The 12,506-nt window shown below is 52.4% G+C and carries 12 protein-coding genes; 10 read left to right on the forward strand and 2 right to left on the reverse strand.

The features are described from left to right. Positions 1-2: 2 nt before the first annotated feature. Positions 3-311, reverse strand: coding sequence for a c-type cytochrome (locus M0R33_RS02300; RefSeq protein WP_292564440.1), 309 nt, complete (start codon positions 309-311; stop codon positions 3-5). After that, entirely contained in the window at positions 308-1,888 is a 1,581-nt protein-coding gene (locus tag M0R33_RS02305; RefSeq protein WP_292564442.1) for a nitrite reductase, read from the reverse strand. The genes M0R33_RS02300 and M0R33_RS02305 overlap by 4 nt, the downstream gene beginning before the upstream one ends. 204 nt (positions 1,889-2,092) lie before the next feature. Here M0R33_RS02305 and M0R33_RS02310 point away from each other — a divergent pair, with 204 nt between their 5' ends. The 10 genes from M0R33_RS02310 (at position 2,093) to M0R33_RS02355 (ending at position 12,504) form a co-directional block, all read left to right on the forward strand. Next, positions 2,093-2,656 carry a MarR family winged helix-turn-helix transcriptional regulator gene (locus tag M0R33_RS02310; RefSeq protein WP_292564445.1) on the forward strand — a complete coding sequence of 188 codons (564 nt, stop codon included), beginning with the start codon at positions 2,093-2,095 and terminating at the stop codon, positions 2,654-2,656. A gap of 42 nt (positions 2,657-2,698) precedes the next feature. Continuing rightward, a complete protein-coding gene (gene pdxA, locus M0R33_RS02315; RefSeq protein WP_292564448.1) occupies positions 2,699-3,697 on the forward strand; it encodes a 4-hydroxythreonine-4-phosphate dehydrogenase PdxA in 999 nt (332 codons plus the stop codon). Continuing rightward, a complete protein-coding gene (gene rsmA / locus M0R33_RS02320; RefSeq protein WP_292564451.1) occupies positions 3,697-4,476 on the forward strand; it encodes a 16S rRNA (adenine(1518)-N(6)/adenine(1519)-N(6))-dimethyltransferase RsmA in 780 nt (259 codons plus the stop codon). Before pdxA ends, rsmA begins: the two co-directional genes overlap by 1 nt. A 517-nt stretch (positions 4,477-4,993) precedes the next feature. Next, entirely contained in the window at positions 4,994-5,545 is a 552-nt protein-coding gene (locus tag M0R33_RS02325) for a hypothetical protein (protein ID WP_292564454.1), read from the forward strand. A gap of 85 nt (positions 5,546-5,630) precedes the next feature. Next, complete coding sequence (locus M0R33_RS02330; protein WP_292564457.1) at positions 5,631-6,143, forward strand: transposase; 513 nt, start codon at positions 5,631-5,633, stop codon at positions 6,141-6,143. A gap of 1,110 nt (positions 6,144-7,253) precedes the next feature. Next, a complete protein-coding gene (gene adk / locus M0R33_RS02335) occupies positions 7,254-7,892 on the forward strand; it encodes an adenylate kinase (RefSeq protein ID WP_292564459.1) in 639 nt (212 codons plus the stop codon). A gap of 76 nt (positions 7,893-7,968) precedes the next feature. Further along, positions 7,969-9,378 carry a 3-isopropylmalate dehydratase large subunit gene (gene leuC / locus M0R33_RS02340; RefSeq protein ID WP_292564463.1) on the forward strand — a complete coding sequence of 470 codons (1,410 nt, stop codon included), beginning with the start codon at positions 7,969-7,971 and terminating at the stop codon, positions 9,376-9,378. A 363-nt stretch (positions 9,379-9,741) separates the two neighbouring features. Next, a complete protein-coding gene (leuD, locus tag M0R33_RS02345; protein ID WP_292564466.1) occupies positions 9,742-10,380 on the forward strand; it encodes a 3-isopropylmalate dehydratase small subunit in 639 nt (212 codons plus the stop codon). A 16-nt stretch (positions 10,381-10,396) separates the two neighbouring features. Next, positions 10,397-11,476, forward strand: a complete 1,080-nt coding sequence (gene leuB, locus M0R33_RS02350; RefSeq protein WP_292564469.1) for a 3-isopropylmalate dehydrogenase — start codon at positions 10,397-10,399, stop codon at positions 11,474-11,476. Between the two features lie 5 nt (positions 11,477-11,481). Then, the gene (locus tag M0R33_RS02355; RefSeq protein WP_292564472.1) at positions 11,482-12,504 is read left to right on the forward strand and encodes an aspartate-semialdehyde dehydrogenase; all 1,023 of its coding nucleotides are present in this window, start codon (positions 11,482-11,484) and stop codon (positions 12,502-12,504) included. The last annotated feature ends 2 nt before the right edge of the window (positions 12,505-12,506 follow it).

The following is a 12,506-nucleotide window of genomic DNA, read 5'->3' on the forward strand; positions in this document are numbered from 1 at the left end:
ACTTACGGCTTAACGCTGCCGTAATAATGCGCTATGTCGTTGATGTCCTTATCGGTCAGCGAGCCGGCAATAGCATTCATGATCTCAGATACCCGCGTTTTATCCCGGTACTGCTTGATGGCCGTTTTCAAATATTCGACATCGCGCCCACCCAAGGGCGGAAACGGCGCATCGGCGCTGGGCATACGAATGCCGTGGCATTGGGAACACACGGCGGCTGCTTTGGCATGCCCGACATACAGGCTTGCCGCCTGACTACTGCCGGCCGCCAACAGCCCGGCCAGCATGAAAACAGAGTGTCTCATCTTCATTTTGATTGCTCCATTTCGTCAGGTGATAGACCGCGTGTCATATATTTAACCCGGCCTCTGGAAAAAATACCCGCAGGGCTTTCCATAGGCACGGAGGCGACTTTTTGCAGGGTATTGGAGTCATAGACCACCACCTCGTCACCGTTATAGCCCGCGCTGATGTAGAGGAATTTGCCGTCTGCGCTGTACTCAGGGAAGTAAGCATGACCGCCGACATCCAGGGTTTTCACGACTTCCAGGGTTTTCTTGTCGATCAATTGAACAGTGCGAGCGCGTCTGTCCTTGCTGATGATATCCACCGCCACATACGGCGCGTTGGCGTGCGCGGCAGGCGATTCGGTACCGCCGGAAACAGGGATTTGTTTTACGACTTCCATTTTGTCCAGATCCCAGACGCTGACCACCATTTTGTCGCAATCGCCGAAGTTGGTACCGAAGCCTAAAGTACGGCCATCGACCACTACCGCGGAACCGCCACCAACATGCGGAACGCAACCGGCCGGCAATCTTTTGATGATTTCGCGTTTTTCCAGATCAATCGCCGCGACGATGCTGTCGTCATAGGATGCCACCATCAGCTTTTTGCCGCCGTGGGTCAGGAACGCATCATGCAAATGGCGACCGACTTTCTCGATTTTGGTGACCGGGAAGCCGTCTTTTTTATAATCGACGACCCAGACCTGACCGGCATTTTCCAAGGCAATTGCAAAAATGTCCGCATAAGGGGTGCCGATGATCATGCCGGAATCGGAACTGACCATTTTGCCGTCGGGATCGATGCCTTCCAGTTCAAAGGTTTTCAAGGGTTCCAGAGTATCGGCATCCAGAATCACCGCGTTGTGCGGCACGAAAGAACCGGCCATGATGTATTTGCCGTCGCGCGACACACCCATGCCGGGTCCGTTGTAACCGGTCTTGATACTGCGGGTGGCTTGCATCGAGTACAAATCCACTTTAAAAATTTCGGCGGTATCGGTTTTCACATAAGCCCAACGCGGATTGGCCGGGTTGAAATCGATGATATGCGCGGCAACGCCGGTAGGGACTTCACCGACCTTTTGATGGGTGGTGCTATTGATGAAAATGGCTCTTGCGCCTTCGCCGCGACCGTATTTGCCGCGCGCCGCCACGCCGATCAGGTTGTCTATGTTATCGATTTTATAAGTCGGCTTGTCCGGCAACGTGCTTTCGTCTTTGACATAGACTTTCAGCGACTTTTTCATGTCGTCGAGGGTCCAAGCCGGATTCGGTTGTTTGGGTGTAGCTTGCAAATGCTTGATGACGCCACGAATCTCGTCGTCGCTGAGTTTGCCGTAGAAAGGAGGCATCAGGGTATCGAAACTGCCCGCCATGACTATGGTCCGCAAAGCGGTGGGGCTGCGGCCTTTCAATGTTTCACTATTTAAGGCCGGCGCCAGATAGCCGCCATGATCAGAACCGTGGCAGCTCGAGCAATTATCTTCGTATAACTGATGCATATCGTCCGATTTTGCCATCGCCACCCCGGATGACAACAGCGTGGTAATCGAAACCGCCAGCAAGGATTGATTCAGTCGTTTTGTTATCGTTTTTTTCATAATGAATTCCCGTCATCCGCAAATTAAAAAAAGAGCCAACTCAAAAATATTAAACCATAATTCCCTGGCGGCACTGAATTTAGCACACCAGTAGGGCTCAAATTTGGGTTGACTCAAGGCCGAATGTTATAAAATATCGAGTCGATATTAAAGCACCTGATTCCAGCCCTTGTCAACCGCTATAGCAATGATAGAATACACAACATGGTAGAAACTGATATTTACGAACTCATAGAATGCATGACCGCGCTGATACGCTCCGAAGAGCGTAAAAAATGCACGGAGCTAGGCTTGCAGCCCGTACATTTCCAGGTCTTGAACTACCTGTCGCGAGCCAACAAATACAGCAACACCCCAGCGGCTGTTGCCAATTATTTGGGCATGACTCGCGGCACGGTGTCGCAATCCCTGATCATTCTGGAAAAAAAAGGCTACATCGAAAAAACCCCGGACAGTAACGATAAACGGGTCATTCATTTACGTTTGCTGGCGGAAGGCTCCGAAGTACTGAAAGAGGCCCGCCCTTCCGATTTATTCCACAGCGCTACCGATATCCTGCGTACTACCGGCCAGGAACTAACCGATGCCAACGTTTTTCAACAAGCGTTGACCGCGCTGCAAAAAGCCAATCAATCGCAATCCTTTGGCGTGTGCAAAACCTGTCGCAATTTCAGTGAAAAAGACGGCGAATTTTTCTGTCAGCTGACGCAAGAAACACTCACCGTCGACGACAGCGAAAAAATCTGCCAGGAACACGCACCTGTCTAAACCCTTCCGCAGGCCAATTTTTCCAAAACCCGGGCCGCCGCCATGTCATTAGTGAGCATACCCCGCATTGCCTTAACCCCCGGCGAACCGGCTGGGATAGGCCCCGATCTATGCATACAACTGGCGCAACAGCCGCAAGTCTGCGAACTGGTGGCGATTGCCGACCCGGAATTGTTACGGCAACGCGCTCAACAACTGGGCCTGCCGCTGACGATTCAAGCCTTTGACGCCACTAAACCAGCCTCTCTCGCGCCAGCCGGCAGCTTAACCGTCCTGCCGGTAGCATTGTCCGAATCTGCTACCAGCGGCAGGCTGAATCCCGCCAACAGTGTTTACGTATTGGAGACTATCCGCTTGGCCACGCAAGGCTGTCTGGATCATACCTTTGCCGCCATGGTCACCGGGCCGGTGCATAAAGGCATCATTAACGACGCCGGCATCCCGTTCAGCGGCCATACCGAATTCATCGCCGACATCGCCGGCGGCACGCCGGTGATGATGCTGGCCACGCCGGGCTTGCGGGTAGCGCTGGTCACCACGCACTTGCCGCTCTCGCATGTCAGTCACGCAATTACCGCCGAAGTGTTGACCGATATCATCCGCTTGCTGGATAAAGACCTGCGCCGGCGCTTTGCCATAACCCAGCCCAAAATTCTGGTTTGCGGCCTGAATCCGCATGCCGGCGAGAATGGCCACCTGGGGCGGGAAGAAATCGAAATAATCGAACCTACCCTGGAAAGTCTACGCTGCGAAGGCATTAATCTTTACGGCCCATTACCCGCCGACACCCTGTTCACCCCAAAATATCTGGATCACGCCGACGCGGTACTGGCCATGTATCACGACCAAGGCCTGCCGGTATTGAAACACAAAGGTTTCGGCCAGGCCGTCAACATTACCCTGGGCTTACCCATCGTCCGCACCTCAGTCGACCACGGCACCGCATTAGAGCTGGCAGGCACCGGTAAAGCCAACATCAGCAGCCTGCAATTTGCCTTGCAAACGGCTTTGGATATGCTCCCATCACTCCAAATAACATAATGACCCACACCGCCCGCAAACGTTTCGGCCAGAATTTTCTGCAAGACCACCGCGTCATCAGCGATATTCTGGATTACGCTCATCCGCAAGCCGGGGAACATTGGGTGGAGATCGGCCCTGGTCTCGGGGCGCTCACCAAGCCTTTATTGAGCTCGGGCGTCACACTCGATGTGGTGGAACTGGACCGCGATCTCGTCGCCCATCTGCAAAAACAATTCGCCGGCAACAATCGACTCAGCATACACAGTGCCGATGCACTAAAATTCGACTTCAATGCCTTGGCGACAGCCGGCCAAAAGCTGCGGGTGATCGGCAACCTGCCTTACAACATCTCCACGCCGCTGATGTTTCATTTGCTGGAAACCACCGCTTGCGTGGAAGACATGCATTTCATGCTGCAAAAAGAAGTGGTGAACCGGATTTGCGCCGAACCCGGCAGCAAAAAATACGGCCGCCTCAGCGTGATGATGCAATATTTTTGCGAAACCGAATGGCTGTTCGACGTGCCGCCGGAAAGTTTCGACCCGGCACCGAAGGTCATGTCGGCCATCGTGCGCCTGGTGCCGCACCAAAAGCCACCGGTTGAGATTGAGGATTTTCAGCATTTCAGTCAACTGGTCACCCAGGCATTCTCGCAACGCCGCAAAACCCTGCGCAATTCGTTGAAAAACTTTATCAGCGAAGACGAGATAGCGGCATTGGGGATTGATGCCAATTTACGGGCTGAATCGGTGTCGTTGGGGGAATTTGCTTTGCTTAGTCGGCATAGTCAGCCTTAGGGGGCAATCTACGGGCAACTGCCGTAACCTAATTTGGAGGATTTTGATTAAGGGTGTCGCTGTCGCGACGGGTGATTTAAAGTCGGTTCCCGCACCGACAGGCGGGATACTTTTCTTTGCTTGTCCAAAGAAAAGTACCCAAAAGAAACGACCCCCGGATTCCGCCAAAATCACTCGACACATCCATGTGCCTCGCCCTGCGGGTGCGGTGCATGCAAATCGGCTATCCTGCCGATTTGTCCTGCGCTTCTCGCTTTTGACGAGGGTTTTCGAAGGACCATCCCTGGCCCTGCGAAAACGACCGGCATCCATGCCGCTCCCCTGCGGGCCTATTTCGCCAAAAGCTGCGATGCTCGGGGCGGAATAACGGGATACTCACCCGTCTTGGAATTAATATCAGTTAAATGAATTTATAAGTTCGATGTGAAATTGTGTTGTAGGATAGTTTAGACAATAAGCCCCCTTGTTCTTAATCAATATATTTCTTTATTCAAAGTATTCCAACGAATTTAAGTAGATGAATGTCACAAAAATCCTTAATGATTTAATTAATTCTGCAAGCTGCGCAAAATCGCATTTTGAAGTTTATTGGACGTTGGTTAGCGATATTTCTCGGCCAAGATATATCAATACAATGAACGAGCATAATGATTTTTTTCGCACTACGATCAATGCCCACTACACAGCTTTTTTTGTTTATTTTGCGCACTTATATGACCCGAGAAGAGATTCTTCTTCGATACCAAATTATTTAAAAGCGATTGACGCTCAATCTGATCCTTTGGTTTTTTCAGCACTTCAAAAAGATTACGAGAGATTAACGAATCGAGCAAAACCATTGCTTATAGGGCGCCATAAATCCGTTGCACATATTGATATCACGCTTACAGAAAAAGAAGTCTTTCAAGATTTACCCATATCTTGGAATGAGATTCGAAGCGTTGTATACGATTCGGCGCTTTATGTAGCAAAACTTGCAGGAACTTCAGATTTAGGCAGTATTGGAATATGCCGTGATAATAGGCTTTCCGATTCCACTGCTCATCTACTAGCGACTTTATCTAAGTAACGTAGGGTGGGCACATGCTTTTTGTGCCCACGCGGAAAATACCATAACGCTTGAATTAACCCTCCCGAAATAACCACCGAAAAAAATGTCCCGTTACCGCCGCTCTCAAACACCCGATGCAACGTATTTCTTCACGGTGGTGACCTATCGGCAACAAGCAATTTTATGCGATGCGGCGGTGCGCGCCAAACGTCCGTTTACCATCAATGCATGGGTGTTGCTGCCGGATCATTTGCATGCTATCTGGACTTTGCCGCTCGGCGACGCGGACTTTGCCACGCGTTGGGCGGTGATCAAACGGCAGGTGGGTGTGGTTTGTGCAATTGAATATCGGCGAGCCGATTGGATTAACCATTCGAAACAAAAACATCGGGAATCGACGCTATGGCAGCGCGGGTATTGGGAGCACCAAATCCGGGACGAAAACGATTTCGAACGGCATATGGATTATATTCATTTCAATCCGGTCAAACACGAGGTTTGTAAACAGGTCAGAGAATGGCCTTATTCGACTTTTCATCGTTATGTGAAACAAGGGGTTTATCCATTGGATTGGGGAAGTGCTAACGTGGATGATAATTTAGTTGCGGATGAATGACGGTTCGCGTGGGCACGAAAAAGCCGTGCCCACCCTACGAATTCAGGATGGTTTATTTCCCGTTATTCCGCCCCGAGCATCGCAGCTCTTGTGCCCTTTGGGTATTTGGCGAATTGGGCCCGCAGGGGAGCGGCAGGAAGCCGCTCGTTTTCGCAGGGCCAGGGATAGCCCTTCCAAAGCCCTCGCCAAAAGCGAGAAGCGCAGGATCAAGGCAGAATCCGGGTGTCGTTTCTTTTGGATACTTTTCTTTCGACTGCATGGATGCAGAAGGTAGAGCAACGCATGGAGCAGTTGCCGAGGACAAGCAAAGAAAAGTATCCCGCCCGTCGGTGCGGGAACCGACTTTAAACACCCCGTCGCGATAGCGACACCTCTTAAACAAAAACCCTTCGCCCCACCAAAGACACTTTCATACAAAACCAACAGCCAAGTAGGTCACGTTGCCGCAATAGCGGTTACGTGACACTCGAAGTCATGGTCCCAAAATTTGTCAGGGAACGCTATCGCGCACCCTGACCTACACGACTAGCCACAACAACCAATAGACAAATTGTTGAACTACTTTGGCGGGGTTCCCCCCTTTATTCCGCCCCGAGCATCGCAGCTCTTGTGCCCTTTGGGTATTTGGCGAATTTGGCCCGATAGGGGAGCGGCAGGAAGCCGCTCGTTTTCGCAGGGTCAGGGACGGCTCTTCGAAAACCCTCGTCAAAAGCAAGAAGCGCAGGACAAATCGGCAGGATAGCCGATTTGCATGCATCGCACCCGAAGGGCGAGGCACATGGATTTGTCGAGTGATTTTGGCGGAATCCGGGTCGCCTTTTCTTTGGATACTTTCTTTTGGCGAAACAAAAGAAAGTATCGCGGCTGTCGGTCCGAGAACCGACTTTAAATAACCCGTCTCGCTAGCGACACCTCATACACAAAAGCCTACGCCCCATCAAAGACTCCCGTATACAAAACCAAACACCAAAAACCAACATTTAACGGCATTCCTATAAGGTTTGCGCTAAAATGCCCGGTTTTTTAACGGCTTCCGCAGACATACCCTCGCGGATACCAAACTATTAAATAGACGGCAAAAGCCGCATTGACGCCCCGGAGTTAAAAACTATGCGTATCATCCTGTTAGGAAGTCCCGGTTCGGGTAAAGGCACACAAGCCCAGTTCATTACCGAAAAGTTTGCCATTCCGCAAATTTCCACCGGTGACATGCTGCGAGCCGCGGTACGCGCGGGTACTCCACTCGGAATCGAGGCCAAAAAAGTCATGGATGCCGGCGGCTTGGTGTCGGATGACATCATTTTGGGCTTGATCAAAGAACGCATCGCCCAGGACGATTGCCAAAACGGCTATTTATTGGACGGCTTTCCGCGAACTATCGCCCAGGCTGAAGGTCTGGAGAAAATGGGCGTGGAACTGGACTATGTCGTCGAGATTGCCGTGGACGATGACGAAATCATCAAACGCATGAGCGGCAGACGCGTGCACATGGCCTCCGGCCGCAGTTATCACGTGGCATTCAATCCACCGAAAACCGCGGGCGTCGACGACCTAACCGGCGAGCCTTTGATTCAACGCGACGACGACACCGAAGAAACCGTGCGTAAACGCCTGAACGTTTATCACGAACAAACCAAACCGCTGGTCGGTTTCTATTCAGCGCCAGGCCAGAAAGCCAAATTCGCCAGCATCGCGGGCGTCGGCTCGGTCGGTGACATTACCGCTAAAGTATTCGCGGTGTTGAATTAAACCATCGTAGGGTACGCATCGCGTACCTTTAGCTTTCGGTACGCAATGCGTACCCTACACCTAAAGAGAAACCAATATGGCAGGCAAAACCTTATACGACAAACTGTGGGACGATCACGTCGTGCATACCGAAGACGACGGCTCGTGCTTGATTTATATCGACAGACAATTGCTGCACGAAGTGACTTCACCGCAAGCCTTCGAAGGCTTGCGTTTATCCGGCCGCCATCCTTGGCGCATCGCCCGCAACCTGGCGGTAGCGGATCACAACATCCCAACCACAGATCGTGCCAACGGTATTGCCGATCCCGTTTCACGTTTACAAGTTGAAACCCTGGAAAGCAATTGTAAGGAATTCGGCATCACCGAGTTCCATATGAGCGATATTCGGCAAGGTATCGTACACGTGGTCGGCCCGGAACAAGGCGCCACCCTGCCCGGCATGACCGTGGTGTGCGGCGACTCGCATACATCCACCCACGGCGCTTCCGCGGCCTTGGCGTTCGGCATCGGCACATCGGAAGTCGAACATGCCTTGGCTACCCAATGCCTGGTACAGAAAAAAGCCAAAAATATGTTGATCAAAGTCAACGGCAAGGCCGGTCCTGGCGTTACCGCCAAAGACATCGTGCTGGCCATTATCGGCAAAATTGGTACGGCGGGCGGCACAGGCTACACCATCGAATTCGGTGGGGAGGCAATTCGCGCATTGTCCATGGAAGGCCGCATGACGGTCTGCAACATGGCCATCGAAGCCGGCGCTCGCGCGGGTTTAATCGCCTGCGACGAAACCACCATGGATTTTTATCACGGCCGCCCCTATGCGCCTAAAGGCGACGACTGGAACATGGCGGTACGCTACTGGCAAAAACTGCATTCCGATGCCGATGCCAAATTTGACAAAGTTGTCGAATTCAACGCAGCCGACATCAAACCGCAAGTCAGCTGGGGCACTTCGCCCGAAATGGTATTGCCGGTCGATGCCAACGTGCCCGATCCCGCGCAAGAAGCAGACCCGGTTAAACGCCAAGGCATAGAACGCGCATTGCAGTACATGGGTTTGCAGGCAGGGCAGAAAATCACCGACATCAGATTGGATAAAGTCTTTATCGGCTCCTGCACCAATTCGCGGATCGAGGATTTGCGGGCCGCCGCAGCGGTTGTCAAAGGCCGGAAGAAAGCCGACTCCGTTAAACAAGTATTGATCGTACCGGGCTCCGGTTTGATCAAGCAACAAGCCGAAGCGGAAGGTCTGGATAAAATCTTCACCGCCGCCAACTTCGAATGGCGCGAACCGGGCTGCTCCATGTGTTTGGCCATGAACGCCGACCGTCTGGAAGCCGGTGAGCATTGCGCCTCCACCTCAAACCGCAATTTCGAGGGCCGCCAAGGTTACGGCGGACGCACCCATTTGGTCAGCCCTGCCATGGCAGCCGCCGCCGCAATTGCCGGCCACTTTGTCAATATCGCAGAAGAAGGAGCATAAAATGACAAAAAGACAGGATAGGATTTTTGCACTGCCAACGGCAGCCCGTCAGGGTACCGCAAGTAGATTCGGAATGACAAAATTGCAGGATAGCAATTTTGCACCGCCAACGGCAGCCCGTCAGGGTACCGCAAGTAGATTCGGAATGACAAAATTGCAGGATAGCAATTTTGCACCGCCAACGGCAGCCCGTCAGGGTACCGCAAGTAGATTCGGAATGACAAAATTGCAGGATAGCAATTTTGCACCGCCAACGGCGGCCCGTCAGGGTACCGCAAGTAGATTCGGAATGACAAAATTGCAGGATAGCAATTTTGCACCGCCAACGGCGGCCCGTCAGGGTGCCGCACAGGGAGGTGCGGCATGAGAGCATTCACCACTTTGACCGCACTGGTTGCGCCGTTGGATAGAGCCAATATCGACACCGACGCCATCATCCCCAAGCAATTTTTAAAATCCATTCGCCGTGCCGGTTTCGGCCCGTATTTGTTCGACGAATGGCGTTATCTGGATCACGGCGAGCCGGAAATGGATTGCACAAACCGCCCGCTGAACCAGGAGTTTGTGCTGAACAAACCGCAATACAAGGGCGCGCAAATTCTGCTGACCCGAGAAAACTTCGGCTGCGGCTCCTCCCGTGAGCATGCGCCGTGGGCGCTGGAAGATTATGGCTTCCGGGCCATCATCGCTCCCAGCTTTGCCGATATCTTTTTTAACAACTGTTTTAAAAACGGTATTTTGCCTATCGTGCTGCCGGCGGAAAGCGTTGACCGCTTATTCAACGAAATGGCTGACGGTTACCAGCTGACCATCGACTTGCAAGCTCAAACCATCACGACGCCCAGCGGCCAAAACATCGGCTTCAGTGTGGACGAAAATCGCCGCCACCGCTTGTTAAATGGTTTGGACGACATTGCGTTGTCGTTGCAGCATGCCGACAAGATCAAAGCCTATGAGGCCGAGCGTGCCAAACGCGCGCCGTGGCTGTTTAAAGAAGCATAAATGAATAGGTAGCAGCATGGCAAAAAAAATCGCCGTTTTAGCGGGTGACGGGATCGGCCCGGAAATTGTCGCGGAAGCCGTTAAGGTATTGAGGTTTTTGAATACCGACATGAACCTGGGTCTGGTATTCGAAAATGCGCTGATCGGCGGTGCGGCTTACGACGCTTTCGGCACCCCTTTGCCGCAAACCACTCTGAACCTGTGCAAAAATTCGGATGCGGTATTGCTGGGTGCTGTGGGCGGCCCAAAATGGGAACCGTTACCGCACGCGGTTCGGCCAGAACGCGGCTTGCTGGGCGTACGTTCCGAACTGAATCTGTTTTCGAATCTGAGACCGGCGATTTTGTACCCGCAACTGGCCGAGGCCAGCCCTCTAAAACCTGACGTGGTATCGGGTCTGGATATCATGATTGTGCGCGAATTAACCGGCGGCATTTACTTCGGCCAACCGCGCGGGATAAGGTTACTGGAAAACGGCGAGCAGCAAGGTTTCAACACCTTGGTGTATTGCGAGTCGGAAATCCGCCGTATTGCTCATTCCGCATTCAAAACCGCCCAAAAACGTCATAACAAACTATGCTCGGTGGATAAGGCCAATGTGCTGGAAGTCACCGAACTCTGGCGGAAGGTGGTAACCGAGGTCGGCAAGGAATACCCCGCCGTGCAATTAAGCCACATGTATGTCGATAACGCTTCGATGCAATTAGTGCGAGCACCCAAACAGTTTGATGTCATAGTCACGACTAACATGTTCGGCGATATTTTGTCGGATACGGCGGCCATGCTGACCGGTTCGATCGGCATGTTGCCGTCCGCATCGCTGGATGCCAACGGCAAGGGCATGTACGAACCGATACACGGATCGGCGCCGGACATTACCGGCCAGGGAATTGCCAATCCGCTGGCCACCATTTTGTCGGTAGCCATGATGTTGCGTTATACCTTTAACGAGACCGCGGCGGCCGAGCGTATTGAACAAGCCGTCAATCGTGCACTGGATTCCGGTGTTCGAACCGCGGATATTTACTCGGAAGGCAAGACTCAAGTCAGCACCTCCGGCATGGGCGATGCCGTACTCAATGCTTTAAAAGGATAAACCCTATGTCCAAAACTTACGATGTTGCAGTTGTCGGCGCGACCGGCGCAGTCGGCGAAACCATGTTAGCCATATTGGAAGAACGTAATTTTCCGGTGGGTAAAGTTTACGCGCTAGCCAGCGAACGCTCGGCCGGCAAACGCATTCCGTTTAAAGGCGGCTCGCTGATAGTAGAAGATTTAGCCGGCTTCGATTTTTCTAAAGTGCAAATCGGCCTATTCTCGCCCGGCGCGTCCGTTTCGGCCGAATACGCCCCTAAAGCAGCGGCCGCCGGCTGCGTGGTGATCGACAATACCTCGCAGTTCCGTTATGACGACGACATTCCGCTGGTGGTACCGGAAGTTAATCCCGAAAAAGTCGCGGACTATAAAAATCGCGGCATTATCGCCAATCCGAATTGCTCCACCATCCAAATGCTGGTGGCATTGAAACCCATTTACGACGCGGCCGGCATCAGCCGCATCAACGTTGCCACTTATCAAGCGGTTTCAGGCACCGGCAAGGAAGCTATCGAGGAGTTGGCGACCCAAAGCGCCAATCTGCTGAACGCCAAACCAGTCGTACCTAGCGTGTATCCCAAACAAATCGCCTTCAACGTCTTGCCGCAAATCGATGTTTTTATGGAAAACGGCTACACCAAGGAAGAAATGAAAATGGTTTGGGAAACTCGAAAAATCATGGGCGATGCCGATATATTGGTAAATCCCACCGCAGTGCGGGTTCCGGTATTTTTCGGACACTCCGAAGCCGTACATATTGAAACCAAGCAAAAAATTTCCGCGGAACGGGTACGGGAGCTACTGTCGTCCGCTCCGGGCGTGACGGTATTGGATGAGCGTGAGGATGGCGGCTATCCCACCGCGGTAACCGAGTCGTCCGGCCACGACGATGTTTATGTGGGCAGAATTCGCGAAGACATCTCCCATCCTAACGGCATAAACTTGTGGGTAGTGGGCGATAATGTCAGAAAGGGCGCAGCTTTGAACAGCGTGCAAATCGCCGAGGTGCTGGTAAAAAATTACATCTAGTC

This window comes from Methylomonas sp. (genome assembly GCF_023228165.1).
Classification (GTDB): domain Bacteria; phylum Pseudomonadota; class Gammaproteobacteria; order Methylococcales; family Methylomonadaceae; genus Methylomonas.